Origin of the sequence: Citrobacter sp. 21OH12SH02A-Citro (assembly GCF_027919895.1) — a bacterium.
Taxonomy (GTDB): domain Bacteria; phylum Pseudomonadota; class Gammaproteobacteria; order Enterobacterales; family Enterobacteriaceae; genus Citrobacter; species Citrobacter braakii.
The window spans coordinates 4,585,523-4,604,628 of sequence record NZ_CP114801.1 but is presented as its reverse complement, the minus strand read 5'-3'; the positions used below and the strand labels follow the sequence as shown (position 1 = coordinate 4,604,628).

Annotated in this window: 21 protein-coding genes and 1 riboswitch; of the genes, 9 read left to right on the top strand and 12 right to left on the bottom strand. The window is 54.7% G+C overall.

Features of this window, described 5'->3' with window-relative positions:
- Positions 1-15: 15 nt before the first annotated feature.
- Positions 16-333, bottom strand: a complete 318-nt coding sequence (locus O6D90_RS22170; RefSeq protein WP_016155302.1) for a PTS lactose/cellobiose transporter subunit IIA — start codon at positions 331-333, stop codon at positions 16-18.
- A 4-nt stretch (positions 334-337) separates the two neighbouring features.
- Positions 338-643 (bottom strand): PTS sugar transporter subunit IIB, encoded by a 306-nt coding sequence (locus tag O6D90_RS22165; protein ID WP_016155303.1) that lies wholly within the window; start codon positions 641-643, stop codon positions 338-340.
- 1,090 nt (positions 644-1,733) lie between these two features.
- Between O6D90_RS22165 and cspE the strand changes: the two genes are divergently transcribed.
- Entirely contained in the window at positions 1,734-1,946 is a 213-nt protein-coding gene (cspE, locus tag O6D90_RS22160) for a transcription antiterminator/RNA stability regulator CspE (protein ID WP_016155304.1), read from the top strand.
- Positions 1,947-2,066: 120 nt separating this feature from the next.
- On the opposite strand, the gene thiH is transcribed toward cspE, so the two are convergent.
- The 7 genes from thiH to O6D90_RS22125 form a co-directional block, all read right to left on the bottom strand.
- Positions 2,067-3,200 (bottom strand): 2-iminoacetate synthase ThiH, encoded by a 1,134-nt coding sequence (gene thiH, locus O6D90_RS22155; protein ID WP_016157943.1) that lies wholly within the window; start codon positions 3,198-3,200, stop codon positions 2,067-2,069.
- The gene (gene thiG, locus O6D90_RS22150) at positions 3,197-3,967 is read right to left on the bottom strand and encodes a thiazole synthase (RefSeq protein ID WP_016157944.1); all 771 of its coding nucleotides are present in this window, start codon (positions 3,965-3,967) and stop codon (positions 3,197-3,199) included. Before thiG ends, thiH begins: the two co-directional genes overlap by 4 nt.
- Before the next feature lies 1 nt (position 3,968).
- On the bottom strand, positions 3,969-4,169 hold the full coding sequence (gene thiS / locus O6D90_RS22145; RefSeq protein WP_016155307.1) for a sulfur carrier protein ThiS: 201 nt from the start codon (positions 4,167-4,169) through the stop codon (positions 3,969-3,971).
- Positions 4,150-4,908 (bottom strand): HesA/MoeB/ThiF family protein, encoded by a 759-nt coding sequence (locus tag O6D90_RS22140; protein ID WP_016155308.1) that lies wholly within the window; start codon positions 4,906-4,908, stop codon positions 4,150-4,152. The genes thiS and O6D90_RS22140 overlap by 20 nt, the downstream gene beginning before the upstream one ends.
- Positions 4,901-5,536 carry a thiamine phosphate synthase gene (gene thiE / locus O6D90_RS22135; protein ID WP_016157945.1) on the bottom strand — a complete coding sequence of 212 codons (636 nt, stop codon included), beginning with the start codon at positions 5,534-5,536 and terminating at the stop codon, positions 4,901-4,903. Before thiE ends, O6D90_RS22140 begins: the two co-directional genes overlap by 8 nt.
- Complete coding sequence (thiC, locus tag O6D90_RS22130; RefSeq protein WP_016157946.1) at positions 5,536-7,434, bottom strand: phosphomethylpyrimidine synthase ThiC; 1,899 nt, start codon at positions 7,432-7,434, stop codon at positions 5,536-5,538. Before thiC ends, thiE begins: the two co-directional genes overlap by 1 nt.
- Positions 7,435-7,517: 83 nt before the next feature.
- A riboswitch (TPP riboswitch) is annotated at positions 7,518-7,640 on the bottom strand.
- A 49-nt stretch (positions 7,641-7,689) separates the two neighbouring features.
- Positions 7,690-8,178, bottom strand: coding sequence for an Rsd/AlgQ family anti-sigma factor (locus tag O6D90_RS22125; RefSeq protein WP_016155311.1), 489 nt, complete (start codon positions 8,176-8,178; stop codon positions 7,690-7,692).
- Between the two features lie 96 nt (positions 8,179-8,274).
- On the opposite strand from O6D90_RS22125, the gene nudC reads away from it, so the two are divergent.
- The 6 genes from nudC (at position 8,275) to O6D90_RS22095 (ending at position 12,633) form a co-directional block, all read left to right on the top strand.
- Entirely contained in the window at positions 8,275-9,048 is a 774-nt protein-coding gene (nudC, locus tag O6D90_RS22120) for an NAD(+) diphosphatase (protein WP_016155312.1), read from the top strand.
- Between the two features lie 43 nt (positions 9,049-9,091).
- Positions 9,092-10,156 (top strand): uroporphyrinogen decarboxylase, encoded by a 1,065-nt coding sequence (gene hemE / locus O6D90_RS22115; protein WP_016157947.1) that lies wholly within the window; start codon positions 9,092-9,094, stop codon positions 10,154-10,156.
- Between the two features lie 9 nt (positions 10,157-10,165).
- A complete protein-coding gene (nfi, locus tag O6D90_RS22110; protein WP_016157948.1) occupies positions 10,166-10,846 on the top strand; it encodes a deoxyribonuclease V in 681 nt (226 codons plus the stop codon).
- A 33-nt stretch (positions 10,847-10,879) separates the two neighbouring features.
- A complete protein-coding gene (locus O6D90_RS22105; RefSeq protein ID WP_003842015.1) occupies positions 10,880-11,470 on the top strand; it encodes a YjaG family protein in 591 nt (196 codons plus the stop codon).
- 186 nt (positions 11,471-11,656) lie between these two features.
- The gene (hupA, locus tag O6D90_RS22100) at positions 11,657-11,929 is read left to right on the top strand and encodes a nucleoid-associated protein HU-alpha (protein WP_001044509.1); all 273 of its coding nucleotides are present in this window, start codon (positions 11,657-11,659) and stop codon (positions 11,927-11,929) included.
- An 11-nt stretch (positions 11,930-11,940) separates the two neighbouring features.
- Complete coding sequence (locus O6D90_RS22095) at positions 11,941-12,633, top strand: DUF1481 domain-containing protein (protein ID WP_016155315.1); 693 nt, start codon at positions 11,941-11,943, stop codon at positions 12,631-12,633.
- Between the two features lie 59 nt (positions 12,634-12,692).
- On the opposite strand, the gene zraP is transcribed toward O6D90_RS22095, so the two are convergent.
- On the bottom strand, positions 12,693-13,133 hold the full coding sequence (gene zraP / locus O6D90_RS22090; RefSeq protein WP_016155316.1) for a zinc resistance sensor/chaperone ZraP: 441 nt from the start codon (positions 13,131-13,133) through the stop codon (positions 12,693-12,695).
- A gap of 264 nt (positions 13,134-13,397) precedes the next feature.
- Here zraP and zraS point away from each other — a divergent pair, with 264 nt between their 5' ends.
- Both zraS and zraR read left to right on the top strand, forming a co-directional pair.
- Complete coding sequence (zraS, locus tag O6D90_RS22085) at positions 13,398-14,783, top strand: two-component system sensor histidine kinase ZraS (RefSeq protein ID WP_016157949.1); 1,386 nt, start codon at positions 13,398-13,400, stop codon at positions 14,781-14,783.
- Between the two features lie 5 nt (positions 14,784-14,788).
- Positions 14,789-16,114: a sigma-54-dependent response regulator transcription factor ZraR gene (zraR, locus tag O6D90_RS22080; protein ID WP_016157950.1), complete on the top strand. Its 1,326-nt coding sequence runs from the start codon at positions 14,789-14,791 to the stop codon at positions 16,112-16,114.
- On the opposite strand, the gene purD is transcribed toward zraR, so the two are convergent.
- Positions 16,111-17,400 carry a phosphoribosylamine--glycine ligase gene (gene purD / locus O6D90_RS22075; protein WP_016157951.1) on the bottom strand — a complete coding sequence of 430 codons (1,290 nt, stop codon included), beginning with the start codon at positions 17,398-17,400 and terminating at the stop codon, positions 16,111-16,113. The two genes, zraR and purD, sit on opposite strands and share 4 nt — an antisense overlap.
- 15 nt (positions 17,401-17,415) lie before the next feature.
- Positions 17,416-19,005, bottom strand: a complete 1,590-nt coding sequence (purH, locus tag O6D90_RS22070; RefSeq protein ID WP_016157952.1) for a bifunctional phosphoribosylaminoimidazolecarboxamide formyltransferase/IMP cyclohydrolase — start codon at positions 19,003-19,005, stop codon at positions 17,416-17,418.
- Positions 19,006-19,106: the final 101 nt, after the last annotated feature.

Sequence of the window (19,106 nt, the reverse complement as noted above, 5' to 3'; positions counted from 1 at the left end):
GCTTACGCCATCCGATCAGTTTACTGGTGGCAAGCGTCGATACAGTTCAATCATATCGCCTGCCAGATCCTGAATCACCATGGCATTCATCAGGTGGTCCTGGGAATGGACGGTGATGAGATTAACCGGTAGTTTGCCGGTACCTTCGTCAATTCCGATCAGTTGGGTCTGGATTTTATGCGCTTGTTTAACATACTCGCGAGATTCCATCATCGCGTGTTCTGCCCCGGCGAAATCACCTTTACGCGCCAGTTGCAACGCCGTCAGGGCTTGACTGCGCGCAGCTCCGGCGTTTACCAATAATTCCATGATGATCGTTTCTAACTCTTCCATGCCATCACTCCAGTAGTTTCAGCGCTTTGTCCAGTACCGCATCGCCTTTCATCATGCCGTAATCCATCATATCGATAACGGCGACTTTTTTTCCTAGCGGGTCGGCGAGCGCCTGCAGCTTGGCCTGTTCATACTTAACCTGTGGGCCGAGCAATACGATATCCGCGGTGGCGATATTCTCTTCAAACTCAGCCACCGGGACCGCTTTGATAGTGACGTCGACACCTTTTTTCTGGGCGGCATCTTTCATCTTTTGCACCAGCATGCTGGTGGACATTCCGGCGGCACAGCATAAAACGATGTTTTTCATAAGCAGTCTCGATCAACATGTGTGGGTTGATAATTATCGCGAGCCAGCCGCAGCAACAACTGCTTTGCAACGATTGTGTGCAAAGCATCACAAAGAAAGTCACTTTTTCTGAAACCGGTTACAAAAAGAGGCTCAACCCTACGATCTGGCCCTGATTTGGCGATTGTTGACCCATTTATCATATGCAGGAATATATAATCACTGTTAATAAAGACATGTTATAAAAAACAGTATTGACAGCGTTTTTTAAACCCGTATGTTAATACTTAACAGCGGAGAAATTGTAGTTTGCTGTTAACGTAGTAAGTGTTAGTAGAGCTTGATTGGGGGTTGCGATAAAGGCCACGAAGTATTTTTGTATGGGATAGTCGATGCTGAAAACGCTATTTATTCACCTCGACAATGCTTTCAGGCCACGTAGTTGATATATCTAATCGCAAATAGTTAGTAAAACGCGACGATGTAACGCCATGATTTAATAGTAAATGTTTGCGGTTTCTGTTTTCTGGTTATCGCAAGGGAAATAAGGCAACGCATCAAAGAGTATATGTCGCGAGGGGAAGTGTACTTGTTTAGGTCACCAGCCTTGAGTTCTATTATCAAGCGGGTGGAATGTGTTTAACGGTAAATAGAGGACGGTTTTAGTTAGTATCAATATCCAATATTATCTGTAGTAAACGTGTACATTTTAAAGTAGTACCATCAGCAGTATTAAATCGTTAAGTTTATTAATGTTAAATTTGAAGTGTGTAGTAACTTAAAGCCCTGACTGCAATGGTCAGGGCTTTTGTTCATTTTAGATCAAGTTGTTACCTGAAATGCTCAACCGCGATGGTGTAACATTTCGGCGCTAATCGATTATTAAATAAATTAATGCTTGCTTATTGATTAGAAGTAAGTCTACTATAGCGACATCGGTTTGATACACAGACCTTATGAAAGCAGTTTTAGTAAAGCAGTTCTCAGTTCAAGCGTTATCCTCAGATACTCTTCTTCATGAGCCTCCTCCCTAAGTGCCCCATAAGTTAATTTCTGCAAAACAGGCCATCTTCGCTGCTTAAGCGGCTCAAAAATATGAAAGGAAGTATCTATGTCTAACAAAATGACTGGTTTAGTAAAATGGTTTAACTCTGAGAAAGGCTTCGGCTTTATCACTCCTCAGGACGGTAGCAAGGACGTGTTTGTGCATTTCTCTGCTATCCAGAGTAACGATTTTAAAACATTAGACGAAGGTCAAAAAGTGGAGTTCTCTGTGGAGAATGGCGCTAAAGGCCCGTCTGCTGTTAACGTTGTCGCGCTGTAATCGCCGATAATTTCACTAATGCTTACGATAGCGATGAAGGCCAGAGCCTGAGCAGTTAAGTGACAGTGAAGAAAAAACCCGCGAAAGCGGGTTTTTTCGTTTTATGCGATTGCTCCGGACTTACGGCATCTGCGAAGCGCGTCCCAGATAGCTGTCCCAGTCCTTCCACACGGGCTGTAACCCCTGCGCCATTAGTGCTTCAGCAACGGCTTCTGGGCGACGGGCGTCGTGTGGGGAGAACTGTTCCAGTTCAGGATGGTTATCGGCATAACCGCCGGGCTGTGTTTTTGAGAAGGCGCTGACGTTGTTGATCGCCAGCGGGATCACATGATCACGGAACCATGGCGATTCGCGGGTGGAGAGCGACAGCTCAATTTCTGGCGCCAGTAAACGAAACGCGCAAATGGTTTGGACCAACTGTCGCTCGTCCATGATCGATGCGGGTTCAACGCCACCGGTGCATGGGCGCAGGCGAGGGAAGGAGATGGAGTAGCGGCTCTGCCAGTAATGCTGCTGCATCCACAGCAGATGTTCAGCTACCATATAGCAATCGACCCGCCAGCTGTCGGACAAACCAATCAACGCGCCAAGACCGATTTTGTCGATCCCTGCGCGGCCCAGCCTGTCCGGCGTTTCCAGTCGCCAGAAGAAATCCTGCTTTTTCCCCTTCAGATGGTGGCGAGCGTAAATCGCCTCATGATAGCTCTCCTGATACACCATCACGCCATCCAGTCCCAGCGTCTTCAGCTCCGCATATTCAGCCTCTGACAGCGGCTGAACTTCCATCTGCAATGAGGCAAACTGGCGGCGAATGGTGGGCAAATGGCGACGAAAGTAATCCATTCCGACTTTTGCCTGATGTTCACCGGTGACCAACAACAGATGCTCAAAACCCAGCTCACGGATAGCGGTACACTCTCGTTTTATCTCATCTTCGTCCAGCGTTTTGCGTTTGATACGGTTGCTCATGGAAAAGCCGCAGTAGGTGCAGTCGTTGGCGCAAAGATTTGAGAGATACAGCGGAACATAAAAGCTGACCGTGTTGCCGAAGCGCTGCCGGGTCAGGCGCTGCGCTCGCTGTGCCAACGGCTCCAGAAAGTCGGCGGCGGCAGGGGAGAGCAACGCCATCAGATCGTCGCGACTAAGCTGTGAAGCGTTGAGGGCGTGCTCCACGTCAGCGGCGGTTTTACCGTTGATACGCAGGCGGATGTCATCCCAGTCAAGCTGGCGCCAGCGGTCGCTGAACGTTTTCATACGAAGGCCTCCAGGAATCCGGTTAACGGGCTGGTGGCGCTTGCCTGCGAACTTTTGCTTCCTGGTACCGCCTGGCGCGCCAGAAGGCCCGCTTCAACCGCCAGACGGAAGGCGGTAGCCATCGTGACCGGGCAGTCGGCCACGGCGATTGCCGTGTTGACCAGCACTGCGTCGGCACCCATTTCCAGCGCCTGTGTGGCGTGGCTGGGGACGCCGATACCCGCATCAACCACCACCGGTACGGTTGCCTGTTGGATAATAATCTCCAGCATCGCTTTCGTTTCCAGTCCCTGATTAGAACCGATGGGCGCGCCGAGCGGCATTACCGCCGCGCAGCCGACCTCTTCCAGCCGCTTACACAGCACCGGATCCGCGCCGCAGTAGGGCAGCACCACAAAGCCCTGTTTCACCAATGCTTCCGCGGCTTTTAACGTTTCAATCGGATCCGGCAATAGCCAGCGGGCGTCCGGGTGGATTTCTAATTTTAGCCAGTTTGTGCCCAGCGCTTCACGCGCCAGCTGGGCGGCGAAAATAGCCTCTTCCGCGGTTTTCGCCCCAGAGGTGTTAGGCAGTAGCGTCACCCCCGCGTCGATAAGTGGGGCCAGAATGGCATCGTTGTGCTGGCGTAAATCCACACGCTTCATCGCCAGCGTCACCAGTTGGCTGCCGGAGGCGCGGATCGCCTCGACCATCAGCTGCGACGAAGCAAATTTTCCGGTGCCGGTGAACAGATGTGAATCAAACGTTTTGTCGGCAATACGTAACATATCAACCCCCTGCAATAACCTGAAAAAGCAGGATCTGGTCGCCTTCCTGCACGATTTGCTGCTCCCACTGCTCGCGCGGCAGGATCTGCTGATTGAGCGCCAGCGCCGCTCCCGGTTTAAGTTGATTTAGCGCAGTGAGCAGCCCGCTGACGGTTTGTCCCTCGGCGCACTGCATCGGCTCATCATTGAACTGAATCTGCATGTTGTCCTCCGCAGACCGGGCAGCCGCTGGCACGACGCAGCGCGAGGCTGCGCCACTGGCTGGTTTTACCGTCGAACAGGCGTAGCTCTCCATTGGGAGTTTCAATGCCGCTGAGTAATTTAATCGCCTCCAGCGCCTGCAAGGTGCCCATCACGCCCACAACCGGGCCGACGATGCCGGCGGTGCGGCAGTTGCGTTCCGGCTCTACATCATCCGGCCACAGGCAACGGTAACAGCCTTGTTCCCACGGTGGCGTCAGTACCATTAGCTGGCCGCCAAAGCCCACAGCGCTGGCGGTGATGAGCGGAGTGTTGAGCATCACGCAGGCGGCGTTAATTTCCTGGCGCGTCGCCATGTTGTCGGTACAGTCGAGCACCACGTCGGCACGCGCTACCGCATGCCGGAGCGCCTCACCGGTCAGCCGCTGCTCAAGGACGACCAGCTCGCTGTCCGGATTAAGGCGTGCCAGATGTCGCTTTGCCGCCTGTGCTTTCGGGCGGGCGATATCATCGGTGGTGAACAATATTTGCCGTTGCAGGTTGCTCAGGTGAACGTCATCATCGTCCGCCAACGTCAGCGTGCCGACGCCCGCTCCCGCCAGATACAGTGCCGCAGGCGAGCCGAGTCCACCTAAACCGACGATCAGCACATGGCTATCGAGCAGCTTTTGTTGGCCCTCAATGGCAATGTCGCCGAGCAGGATCTGGCGGCTGTAGCGCATAAAATCGCGGTCATTCATCGCCGGCTCCCGCAATGTCCAGTAGCTGCGCTGTGGCTGCCTGCCAGTCTGCGGCGTGGGTTATGGCGCTGACCACGGCAATGCTGCCAACGCCGGTCGCCAGCACCGCTGGGGCGCGCTCAAGGCTGATGCCGCCGATAGCGACAGTAGGGTAATCCGCCAGTCGTTTACTATGGCTTGCCAACTGCGTGAGACCCTGCGGGGCCGACGGCATCTGCTTGGTTTGCGTCGGGAAGACATGACCCAGCGCGATATAAGAAGGCTTAGCAGCCAGCGCTACGTCTATCTCCATATCATCGTGAGTGGAAACACCCAGGCGTAGCCCCGCCGCCTGAATCGCCTTCAGGTCGGTGGTTTCGAGGTCTTCCTGGCCCAAATGCACGCCGTACGCGTTGTGCTTAATTGCCAGACTCCAGTAATCGTTGATAAACAGGCGAGCATCATAGCGACGCCCCAGCTCAATGGCGGCAATGACGTCGGCTTCGACCTCTTCATCACGTTTATCTTTAATGCGCAGTTGGATCGTGCGCACACCAGCCTGCAGCAAGCGTTCAATCCATTCAACGCTGTCTACCACCGGGTAAAGCCCGAGGCGGAACGGCACGGTCGGGAAATCAGGCTGGTACATCACGCCTCCTCTTTTTTGAGGTAGATTTCGCCGCCTTTGGCGAGGAAGTTCTCCGACATATCCGCCATTCCGATTTCAATGGTTTGTGCGGCGGCGTAGTCGCGGACCTCCTGGCTGATTTTCATCGAGCAGAACTTCGGCCCGCACATGGAGCAGAAGTGGGCAACCTTGCCGGACTCCTGTGGCAGGGTTTCATCGTGATAGGCGCGGGCGGTGAATGGGTCGAGTGCGAGGTTAAACTGGTCTTCCCAGCGGAATTCGAAGCGCGCTTTCGACATGGCGTTATCGCGGATCTGCGCTCCCGGATGGCCTTTGGCTAAATCAGCGGCATGGGCGGCAATCTTGTAGGTAATCAGCCCTTGCTTCACGTCTTCTTTGTTCGGCAGGCCAAGGTGCTCTTTTGGCGTGACGTAGCACAGCATCGCACAGCCAAACCAGCCGATCATCGCCGCACCAATGCCGGAGGTGAAGTGGTCATAGCCCGGCGCGATATCTGTCGTCAACGGCCCTAAGGTGTAGAACGGCGCTTCATGGCAGTGCTCCAGCTCTTCGGTCATATTGCGCTGGATCATATGCATCGGCACATGACCCGGGCCTTCAATCATCACCTGCACGTCGTATTCCCAGGCGATTTTGGTCAGTTCGCCCAGCGTATGCAGCTCGGAGAACTGCGCCTCGTCGTTGGCATCCTGAATCGAGCCTGGACGCAGGCCGTCGCCGAGAGAGAGCGAAACGTCATAGGCGGCACAGATTTCGCAAATCTCGCGGAAATGTTCAAACAGGAAGTTCTCTTTGTGATGAGAGAGACACCATTTCGCCATGATCGAACCGCCGCGCGAGACAATACCTGTCAGGCGTTTGGCGGTCATCGGCACGTAGCGCAGCAGTACGCCCGCGTGAATGGTGAAGTAGTCGACGCCCTGTTCGGCTTGTTCGAGCAGCGTGTCGCGGAAGGCTTCCCAGGTGAGATCTTCAGCGATCCCGTTAACCTTCTCCAGCGCCTGGTAGATCGGTACGGTACCGATCGGCACCGGGCTGTTACGCAGGATCCACTCGCGGGTTTCGTGAATATAGCGGCCGGTGGAGAGGTCCATTACCGTATCTGCGCCCCAGCGGGTCGACCACACCAGCTTCTCCACCTCTTCTTCAATGGAGGAGGTCACCGCCGAGTTACCGATGTTGGCGTTCACCTTCACCAGGAAGTTGCGGCCGATGATCATCGGCTCGGATTCCGGGTGGTTGATGTTGGCAGGAATAATCGCGCGGCCCGCAGCGACTTCATCACGCACGAATTCCGGGGTGATGTTTTCCGGCAGGCGAGCGCCAAAGTTCATCCCTGGATGCTGATGGCGCAGCACTTCACTACGAATGCGCTCGCGGCCCATGTTTTCACGGATGGCGATAAATTCCATCTCCGGGGTAACCATCCCCTGACGGGCATAGTGCAACTGGGTAACGCGCTTGCCGGCTTTGGCGCGTTTTGGCGTCAGCAGGCCGCTGAAACGCAGCTCGTCCAGGCCATCGTCGGCCAGACGTTCTTTGGTATAAGCGGAGCTACGGTCGTCTAATTCTTCGCTATCATTACGCGCCGCAATCCACGGCTGGCGCAGTTTCGCCAGACCCTGCTGAACGTTAATCGCCACATCAGGATCGCCGTACGGCCCGGAGGTGTCGTACACCGGCACGGCTTCGTTCTCTTCAAACTGCGGGTTGTCTTTCGTACCACCAATCAGCGTAGGACTTAGCTGGATTTCGCGCATCGGGATGCGAATATCCGCCTGCGAACCGGTGATGTAGATGCGTTTTGAGTTAGGAAAGGCGGTACCTTCCAGCGTGTCGATAAAGTGTTGGGCTTGGGCGCGCTGTTCGCGGCGTGATGGTTTAGTAGTGGCAGACATAGCTCATTCCAAATAAAAGTAAGGATATGGCTTGTCAGACGACGGATGAAGCAAGAGAGACGAACGCCAAAGGGCGATACGGTTGTAGATTGACTCTTGTTCCCTTCGCAGGTTTTAACCTGATCAGGTTCCGCGGATCCCGAATTAACGGTCTCAGCCTTTTCCACTCATGCTGCTGTGGAAAATAAGCACTCCGACAAGAAGTAACCTCAAAAAGAGGTAATGAATGTAAATTACGCGTTAATGTCGCAAATCTCAAGCAGGACGTTTGATCATGCCACTCTCGTGCATCGCATCAAAAACCAGCATGATCAGCTTATCTTCCAGCACGAACCGGGCTTCCAGCGCCTCGCCGATATCCGATAAGGCCTGTTGAAATTCAAGGAAGTTATCGTGATCAATGGCGGTCTCCAGACTGGAATCATAGTAGTCCATGATCAGTTGCGTATTGGCTTCCAGGAGCGGCCAAATTTTTGTGGCTTTTAAAAGCTGCCCGTTCCCTTCCAATTTATGGAGAATACGTTCATAAATACTGAAGTGTCCGGTGGAAAGGTAATCGACCAGGCTCTGGCAAAAATCATCCAGCGCCTTTTCATTGAGCCGCATGTACGATTCTTTGCCTGGCTTAATGCCAACCAGATTGTAGTAAGCCACGAGCAGGTGCTTACGTACATGTAGCCAGCGATCAACCAGTTTGTTACTTCCTCCGACGTGCTCCGTCAGGCTTTCCAGCTGGTTTAGCATGATTGACTCCGCAAGATGGTGTTTAGGAACGGCTCACCCGTAAATGTAAAAATAATGTAAACAACATGCCTGTGAAGCAAAGGTTGCGCAAGAGATATGGATCGTATAATTGAAAAATTAGATAGCGGCTGGTGGATTGTCAGTCATGAGCAAAAGTTATGGTTGCCTCATGGCGAACTGCCTTACGGCGACGCAGCAAGTTTTGATCTAACCGGGCAGCGCGCACTTCCTATAGGCGAATGGGAAGGGGAGACGGTCTGGCTGGTGCAGCAGCAGCGTCGGCACGATATGGGGTCTGTGCGCCAGGTCATTGACCAGGATGTTGGCCTGTTTCAACTGGCCGGACGCGGCGTACAACTGGCCGAGTTCTACCGCTCACATAAATTCTGCGGTTACTGCGGTCATCCCATGCACCCGAGTAAAACGGAATGGGCGATGCTGTGTAGCCACTGTCGAGAACGCTACTACCCGCAAATTGCCCCCTGCATTATCGTCGCTATTCGCCGTGACGACGCTATCCTGCTTGCCCAACATGTTCGCCATCGTAACGGCGTGCATACCGTGCTGGCGGGTTTTGTCGAAGTGGGCGAGACCCTCGAGCAGGCGGTGGCGCGCGAAGTCATGGAAGAGAGCGGCATTAAGGTGAAAAACCTGCGCTACGTCACTTCTCAGCCGTGGCCGTTCCCACAGTCTTTGATGACCGCATTTATGGCAGAGTATGATAGCGGCGAAATTGTTATTGACCCGAAAGAACTGCTGGAAGCGAACTGGTATCGCTACGACGATTTACCGCTCCTGCCCCCGCCGGGCACCGTCGCGCGTCGATTGATTGAAGATACCGTCGCCCTCTGCCGAGCAGAGTATGAGTGACACACATGTTACACTGGCGTGAAATAGCTCAAGGAATGGAAAAATGACCGAACTGAAGAACGATCGTTATCTGCGTGCGCTGCTGCGCCAGCCCGTTGATGTCACTCCGGTATGGATGATGCGCCAGGCGGGCCGCTATCTACCGGAATATAAAGCCACGCGCGCCGAAGCGGGCGATTTTATGGCGCTGTGCAAAAATGCCGAGCTGGCCTGCGAAGTCACGCTGCAGCCGCTGCGTCGCTATAAGCTTGATGCGGCGATCCTCTTTTCGGATATCCTGACGATTCCCGATGCGATGGGACTTGGGCTGTATTTTGAAGCAGGAGAGGGCCCACGCTTTACCTCACCGATCGTCAGCAAGGCTGACGTCGACAAACTGCCGATCCCGGACCCGGAAGATGGACTGGGTTATGTGATGAATGCGGTGCGCACTATCCGCCGTGAACTGAAAGGCGAAGTGCCGCTGATCGGCTTCTCTGGTAGCCCGTGGACACTGGCTACCTATATGGTCGAAGGCGGCAGTAGTAAGGCCTTCACCGTGATTAAAAAGATGATGTACGCCGATCCAAAGGCGCTGCATCTGCTGCTTGATAAGCTGGCGAAGAGCGTCACTCTGTACCTGAACGCGCAGATCAAAGCGGGCGCGCAGTCGGTAATGATTTTCGACACCTGGGGCGGTGTGCTGACCGGTCGCGACTATCAGCAGTTCTCCCTGTACTACATGCACAAAATCGTCGACGGCCTGATGCGCGAGAACGAAGGTCGTCGCGTACCGGTGACGCTGTTCACCAAAGGCGGTGGTCAGTGGCTGGAAGCGATGGCGGAAACCGGCTGTGATGCGTTAGGTCTGGACTGGACCACTGACATTGCCGATGCGCGTCGTCGTGTAGGTCATAAAGTGGCACTGCAGGGCAATATGGATCCGTCCATGCTGTATGCGCCGCCAGCCCGCATCGAAGAAGAGGTGACGACGATTCTGGCCGGTTTTGGTCAGGGTGAAGGCCATGTCTTTAACCTGGGCCACGGCATTCATCAGGATGTCCCGCCAGAGCATGCGGGTGTCTTCGTGGAGGCGGTACATCGGTTGTCGGAACAGTATCACCGCTAAGGAGTCATTATGGATCTTGCGTCATTACGCGCACAGCAGCTTGAACTGGCCTCTTCAGTGATCCGCGAGGATCGCCTGAGGAGCGATCCGCCGGATCTGATCGGCGGGGCGGACGTTGGGTTCGAGCAGGGGGGCGAAGTGACGCGAGCCGCGATGGTCTTACTGAAGTACCCCTCGCTGGAACTGGTTGAATACAAGGTGGCGCGAATCGCCACCACCATGCCCTACATTCCTGGCTTTCTCTCCTTTCGCGAAACACCCGCGCTGATGGCCGCCTGGCAGCAGCTTTCGCACAAGCCTGATCTGCTATTCGTTGACGGTCACGGGATTTCTCACCCTCGCCGTCTGGGCGTGGCCAGCCATTTTGGCCTGCTGGTGGATGTCCCGACGATTGGCGTGGCGAAAAAACGGTTGTGCGGCAAGTTTGAGCCGCTCGCCGCCGAACCCGGAGCGTTAGCGCCGTTGTTGGATAAAGGCGAACAGCTGGCATGGGTTTGGCGCAGCAAAGCACGCTGTAACCCGCTGTTTATCTCTACGGGTCATCGCGTGAGCCAGGACAGCGCGTTAGCGTGGGTACAATGCTGTATGAACGGCTATCGTCTGCCGGAACCAACACGCTGGGCAGATGCGGTGGCATCCGAACGCCCTGCTTTTACGCGGCTTGCAGCAAAAACGCCCCATATCGGGTAAACTGCCGCTAATTTCCGTATTTGAGAACTCATCATGTTACAAAATCCGATTCACCTGCGTCTGGAGAAGCTTGAAAGCTGGCAGCACGTCACGTTTATGGCCTGTCTGTGCGAACGCATGTACCCCAACTACGCCATGTTCTGTAAGCAAACCGAATTTGGCGATGGACAAATTTACCGCCGAATTCTGGATTTGATTTGGGAAGCGCTGACGGTTAAAGACGCGAAAATCAATTTCGATAGCCAGTTGGAAAAATTTGAAGAGGCTATTCCTTCAGCAGACGATTACGATTTGTACGGCGTTTATCCGGCGATTGATGCCTGTGTGGCATTAAGCGAACTGATGCATTCGCGTCTTAGCGGTGAAACGCTGGAACATGCAATTGAGGTTAGTAAGGCTTCGATTACGACGGTGGCGATGCTGGAAATGACCCAGGCTGGTCGCGAAATGACCGATGAAGAGCTCAAAGAGAACCCGGCCGTTGAGCAAGAATGGGATATTCAGTGGGAAATTTTCCGACTTTTAGCCGACTGTGAAGAACGCGATATTGAGCTGATAAAAGGGCTTCGTGCAGACCTGCGCGAGGCTGGCGAGAGCAATATTGGTATAAATTTTCAGCAATGACACCATAAAACGTGATTTAACGCCTGATTTGTCGTGCCTGAAGGCTTCCCATCCGCCCCCGGTCTGGTCTACATTTGGGGGGCGAAAAAAAGTGGCTATCGGTGCGTGTATGCAGGAGAGTGCTTTTCTGGCATTTCCGTCGCACTCGATGCTTAGCAAGCGATAAACACATTGTAAGGATAACTTATGAACAAGACTCAACTGATTGATGTAATTGCAGACAAAGCAGAACTGTCTAAAACACAGGCTAAAGCTGCTCTGGAATCCACTCTGGCTGCTATTACTGAGTCTCTGAAAGAAGGCGATGCTGTACAACTGGTTGGTTTCGGTACCTTCAAAGTGAACCACCGTGCTGAGCGCACTGGCCGCAACCCGCAGACCGGTAAAGAAATCAAAATTGCCGCAGCTAACGTACCGGCATTTGTTTCTGGTAAAGCACTGAAAGACGCGGTTAAGTAATTCGCGTGGCAGTGAACAGTTTTATCGAAGGGGCGGTTTCGCCCCTTTTGTCCATCTGGCGTCATTCGCTTTGGCTTTCAGGTGTGCTGTTACTGTCTGCCTGTAGTCGCCACTCTGAGCTTCCTCCATTCACGGCCAGCGGCTATGTTGGCGATCAGGGGGCGGTACGCATTTGGCGTAAAGATTCCAGCGACGATGTTCACTTGCTCTCGGTATTTAGTCCGTGGCGTAAAGGCGATACCACCACCAGTGAATACCGCTGGCAGGGTGATTCGCTCTCGCTGATAGAACTCAACACTTACAGTCAACCACCGGAACATGTCCGTATACGCTTCGATGACCGGGGCGAACTGAGTTTCATGCAGCGTGAAGTCGATGGGCAAAAGCAGCAGCTTTCCAGCGATCAAATTGCGCTTTACCGCTATCGTGCCGATCAAATCCGCCAGACCAGCGATGCGTTGCGTCAGGGACGGGTGATATTGCGTCAGGGACGCTGGCATGCGAATAACACAGTCACGACCTGTGAAGGTGAAACACTGAAGCCCGATCTGGAATCGTGGGCGATAAACCACATTGAGCGCCGCCAGAGCCATTCATCTGTAGAAGTGAGTGTGGCATGGCTGGAAGCGCCCGAAGGGTCGCAGCTACTGCTGGTTGCTAATGAAGATTTTTGTCACTGGCAGCCTACTGCCAAAACCTTCTGAAAACCTGATGCCAGGACATCGGGCCAGATAAGGTGAGGCCGCCATCCGGCAAAAAACGTTTACCAGTGGCCCATTCCCATATGGCCACCGCGATGGTTACCGCCACCGCCGCACCCGCCGTAGCCCATTCCCGCTCCGCGAGGTACGCCTGCCTGGGCCATTGCGACATCGCGTTTAACGCGCTGCTCATCCAGTGACTGATTCAACGCCTCCATCTCTTTTGCCACGGCATTAATTTTTGCAGTGTCCGGCGAGCTGGCTGTTAGCAACGCGTTGTACTCATAACGTTTAGAGGTCAGCTGTTGGCGCAAGGCGTTGGTCTGCGAGTAGTAATCATCATAGATTTTCTGCGCGGTAGCCTGCTGCTCAGTGGTCATTGGCGTACCGCCTCGTTGCTGCATTCCATCACCATATCCCCAGTGATTCTGCGCCAGCGCCGGGGTAGAGCCCAACGCGATAAGAGAGAGTGCAATCAGCGCCAGTTTGTTGTTCCGTTTCATGGGTCGTTCTCCTGTTGGTTAGATTACATTTCCTATTGCATCTTCCGTGCCAAAGCGGCAATCCCGCTCCCGCGGGCGTTGTAGTCGTGGCCTTCACAGGGCGACGAGTAAAAATGACTCGCCAGAACGCGCCGGCGGGTCATTTTTACCCGCTACTTTCAGCGGTTTGTGTCTGAGGGCAGGGTTATCACTGAGAAAAAATGGCATGATTTCTGCTGTATACCTGCAACGATGAAAGGAACGGGTGGGATAAAGGGAGAGCGTATGCGTCTTTATAAGGACACGGCGGCCAAGTGGTTGAGCCGACTCTTGCTGGCGGCAATCCTGATTTTGGTCGGTTGGTTTTCGATTATGACCATTCGGGACTATGGGCGGGAAAGCGGCGCCGCGCGGCAAACGCTACTGGAAAAAGGCAGCGTGCTCATCCGCGCTCTGGAGTCTGGTACGCGCGTAGGTATGGGGATGCGCATGCATCATGCTCAACAGCAGACGCTGCTGGAGGAAATGGCCGTACAACCAGGCGTGCTATGGTTTGCCGTCGTTGACGATCATGGCGTCATTATTACTCACAGCAATTCCGCGATGGTCGGTAAAACGCTCTATTCACCGGATGTCCTGCGGCAACTAAGCCCCGGGGAACAAGAAAGCTGGCGGAATATTGACATGCCTACGGGGGACGGTGAAAAAACACCGGTCCTGGAAATTTATCGTCAGTTTCAGCCGATGTATGGTCCAGGACGTCATGGCATGGCGCGCTGTGCCAGCAATGACGGACAGCTTATCCCCCCCGCACAAACCATATTTATCGCTTTTGATGCCAGCGATCTGGCTGCGACTCAGGCAAGAGAGTGGCGTAACACCCTGATCGTCCTGTCTGCGCTGGCGGCCGTGCTGCTGGCCACTGTGCTGACGTTCTTCTGGTATCAGCGCTATCAGCGCTCGTACAAAGAACTGCAGGATGCGATGAAGCGTAAAGAAAAACTGATGGCGCTCGGGCATCTGGCGGCCGGGGTCGCGCATGAGATTCGAAACCCGCTTTCATCGATCAAGGGTTTAGCGAAGTATTTTGCTGAACGAACTCCGCCTGGTGGTGAGTCGCATGAGCTGGCGCAGGTGATGGCGAAAGAGGCGGACCGTTTAAATCGGGTGGTGAGCGAGCTGCTGGAGCTGGTGAAACCTGCGCATCTGACGTTGCAACAGGTGGATCTCAATGAGGTCATCACCCACTCATTAAACCTGGTGAGTCAGGATGCGGCAAGCCGGGAAATCCAGCTACGTTTATCGGCCAGTTCCACGCTGCCCGCTATTCAGGCCGATCCCGACCGACTGACTCAGGTTCTGTTGAATCTGTATCTGAACGCCATTCATGCGATTGGTCGTCAGGGCACGATTACGGTTGAAGCGAGTGAAAGCAGCGGCGATCGCGTTAAAATCATGGTTATTGATAGCGGGAAAGGGATTGCCGCGGAACAGCTGGAGGCCATTTTTACGCCTTACTTCACGACTAAAGCGGATGGAACCGGCCTTGGGCTGGCGGTAGTGCAGAACATAATTGAACAGCACGGTGGTACCATTCATGTGGCAAGCGTTGAGGGCAAAGGCGCAACCTTTACCCTCTGGCTGCCGACCAACGCGAAACAACAGGATTAACAAGGATGACGCGCGGAAAAATCAATATTCTGGTGGTAGATGACGATATCAGCCACTGCACCATTTTACAGGCGCTGCTGCGCGGCTGGGGCTATGAGGTCGCGCTGGCCTATAGCGGGCAAGCGGCACTGGAACAGGTGCGTGAACGCGTATTTGATTTAGTGCTGTGCGATGTGCGTATGGCGGAGATGGACGGCATCGCAACGCTGAAAGAGATTAAAGCGCTGAATTCGGCGATTCCGGTATTGATCATGACGGCGTTCTCCAGCGTGGAGACCGCCGTTGAGGCGCTGAAAACCGGGGCGCTGGACTACTTAATCAAGCCGCTGGATTTTGATCGCCTGCAGGAGACGCTGGAAAAGGCGCTGGCGCATACGCGGGAAACGGGCGCTGAACTGCCGTCGGGGTCGGCTGCGCAGTTTGGCATGATTGGCAGCAGTCCGGCGATGCAGCAGTTGATCAATGAAATCGCGATGGTTGCGCCCTCGGATGCAACGGTGCTCATTCACGGAGACTCCGGTACGGGGAAAGAGCTGGTGGCCCGGGCGCTGCATGCCAGCAGTGCCCGCCGTGATAAACCGCTGGTGACGCTGAACTGTGCATCGCTTAATGAATCGCTGCTGGAGTCTGAACTTTTTGGACATGAGAAAGGCGCGTTTACCGGTGCGGATAAGCGGCGGGAAGGGCGCTTTGTGGAAGCCGAAGGCGGCACGTTATTTCTTGATGAAATTGGCGATATCTCACCGCTAATGCAGGTGCGTCTGCTGCGGGCAATCCAGGAGCGAGAAGTGCAACGGGTTGGCAGCAACCAGACTATTGCGGTTGATGTCCGGCTGATCGCCGCCACACATCGCGATCTGGCGGAGGAAGTTAACGCCGGGCGCTTTCGTCAGGATCTCTACTATCGCCTGAACGTCATTACTATTGAAATGCCAGCGCTGTGCCAGCGCCGGGAAGATATTCCGCTGCTGGCCGAACATTTTCTCCAGCGTTTTGCCACACGTAACCGAAAAGCGGTGAAGGGCTTTACTCCGCAGGCGATGGATCTGCTGATCCACTATGACTGGCCGGGTAATATCCGTGAGCTGGAAAATGCGATTGAGCGTTCGGTGGTGCTGCTAACGGGGGAATATATTTCCGAACGCGAGCTGCCGATGGCGATTGCCGCGACACCGATAAAAACGGAATACAGTGGCGAGATCCAACCGCTGGTGGATGTCGAAAAAGAAGTGATTCTGGCGGCGCTGGAAAAAACGGGCGGCAATAAAACCGAAGCCGCCCGTCAGTTAGGTATTACGCGCAAAACGCTGCTGGCTAAGCTCAGCCGTTAGTTTTGCTCACGTTCGATGGCGCGCCAGCCGATGTCGTTACGGCTGAAGCTGCCGTCCCAACGGATATCGGTCATCAGGGCGTAGGCACGCTGCTGCGCCTCGGCAACGGTGTTGCCCAGCGCGGTGGCGCACAGGACGCGACCGCCGTTGGTCAGCACGCGATCGTCAGCAGACAGTTTGGTGCCCGCGTGGAACACTTTACCGTCAGCGACTTCTTCCAGCGGCAGGCCGTGGATCTCATCGCCAGTATTGTAGTTGCCCGGATAACCCCCTGCGGCAATCACTACGCCCAAAGAGGCGCGTTCGTCCCACTCAGAGGTTTTCTCATCCAGCTTGCCATCACAGGCGGCAAGGCACAGCTCCACCAGATCCGATTTCATACGCAGCATAATCGGCTGGGTTTCCGGATCGCCGAAGCGGCAGTTGAACTCGATAACCTTCGGGTTGCCCTGTTTGTCGATCATCAGACCCGCGTACAGGAAACCGGTGTAAGTGTTCCCTTCCGCCGCCATGCCTTTTACGGTTGGCCAGATGATGCGTTCCATGGTGCGCTGATGAACGTCATCAGTCACCACCGGTGCAGGTGAGTAAGCGCCCATACCGCCGGTATTCGGACCGGTATCGCCGTTGCCCACGCGTTTGTGGTCCTGGCTGGTGGCCATTGGCAGCACGTGCTCGCCGTCAACCATCACGATAAAGCTCGCTTCTTCACCGTCGAGGAACTCTTCGATAACGATACGGTGGCCCGCATCGCCAAAAGCGTTACCTGCCAGCATGTCATGAACAGCGGCTTCGGCTTCCTCCAGCGTCATCGCGACGATAACGCCTTTACCGGCGGCCAGGCCGTCGGCCTTGATAACGATCGGCGCGCCTTTCTCACGCAGATAGGCCAGCGCAGGCTCAATCTCGGTGAAGTTCTGATACTCCGCCGTTGGAATGTTATGACGGGCAAGGAAATCTTTGGTGAAGGCTTTGGAGCCTTCCAACTGCGCTGCACCTTCGGTTGGGCCGAAGATTTTCAGACCGGCGGCGCGAAACGCATCGACCACGCCAATTACCAGAGGCGCTTCTGGGCCAACGATGGTCAGATCGATCTTCTCATTCTGGGCAAAGCTCAGCAGCGCCGGAATATCGGTCACGCCGATTGCCACGTTTTGCAGCGCAGGTTCCAGCGCGGTGCCCGCGTTGCCTGGTGCGACAAATACCGTTTCGACTTTTGGCGACTGCGCCGCTTTCCAGGCCAGCGCGTGTTCGCGCCCGCCGTTGCCAATCACTAATACTTTCATCGTCTGCTCCGTGGATTAATGGCGGAAGTGGCGCATGTCGGTGAACACCATCGCTATGCCGTGCTCGTCGGCGGCAGCAATGACTTCATCATCACGGATAGAACCGCCCGGCTGGATCACGCAGGTCACACCGGCGGCGGCGGCGGCATCAATCCCATCGCGGAACGGGAAGAAGGCGTCGGATGCCATAGAGGAACCTTGAACTTCCAGACCTTCGTCGGCGGCTTTAATCCCGGCGATTTTTGCGGAATATACGCGGCTCATCTGGCCTGCGCCTATGCCGATAGTCATGTTCTCTTTGGCGTAAACAATGGCGTTGGATTTTACAAATTTAGCTACTTTCCAGCAGAACAGCGCATCGCGCAGTTCCTGTTCGGTCGGCTGACGTTTGGAAACTACGCGCAGTTCACCTTCGCTCACCATACCCAGGTCACGATCCTGAACCAGCAGACCGCCGTTAACGCGTTTGAAGTCCAGGCCCGGCACACGTTGTGCCCACTGACCGCAGGTCAGCACGCGGACGTTCTGTTTGGTGGCGGTGATTTTCAGTGCGTCTTCGGTTGCGGATGGCGCGATGATCACTTCCACGAACTGACGGGAAATGATGGCTTGAGCAGTTTCGGCATCCAGTTCGCGGTTGAAGGCGATGATGCCGCCGAACGCGGAGGTCGGGTCGGTTTTATAGGCGCGGTCGTAAGCATCGAGAATAGAGGTACTGACTGCCACGCCGCACGGGTTAGCGTGTTTGACGATCACACAGGCTGGCTCGTTGAATTCTTTTACGCACTCCAGCGCCGCATCGGTATCGGCGATGTTGTTGTAGGAAAGTGCTTTGCCCTGTACCTGCTGCGCGGTGGCAACGGACGCTTCTTTAACATTCTCTTCTATATAGAAGGCAGCCTGTTGGTGGCTGTTCTCGCCGTAGCGCATATCCTGCTTCTTAATGAAGTTCAGGTTCAGTGTACGTGGAAAGCGACCAGCGGCTTCTTTGCTTTCGCCGTGGTAGGCCGGAACCATGCTACCGAAGTAGTTGGCGATCATGCTGTCGTAAGCGGCGGTGTGTTCGAAGGCTTTAATCGCGAGGTCGAAACGCGTGTCGAGGGTCAGAGAACCGTCGTTGGCATCCATCTCTTTAATAATGGCGGCGTAGTCGCTGCTCTTCACAACGATAGCCACATCTTTATGGTTCTTGGCAGCGGAACGCACCATCGTTGGGCCGCCGATATCAATGTTTTCTACCGCATCTTCCAGCGAGCAGCCTTCACGGGCAACGGTATCGGCGAACGGGTACAGGTTAACAACCACCATGTCGATAGGTGCGATGCCGTGCTGTTCCATAATCCCGTCGTCCTGACCGCGACGACCAAGAATGCCGCCGTGGACTTTCGGATGCAGGGTCTTTACGCGTCCATCCATCATTTCCGGGAAGCCGGTGTAATCGGAAACTTCGGTCACTGGCAGACCTTTCTCAGCTAACAGGCGCGCAGTGCCACCTGTAGACAGCAGCTCCACACCGCGTGCGGAAAGTGCCTGAGCGAATTCGATGATACCGGCCTTGTCAGAAACACTGAGCAGAGCGCGGCGGACTGGACGACGTTGTTGCATGGTAAATCCCCTGGATTTGACTATTACAGAGAGCGTTAGGTGAATTCTTGGCTAAAAACTCAGCTAACGCCCCTTACGGGGCATCCTTGTTGTGCGGGGGC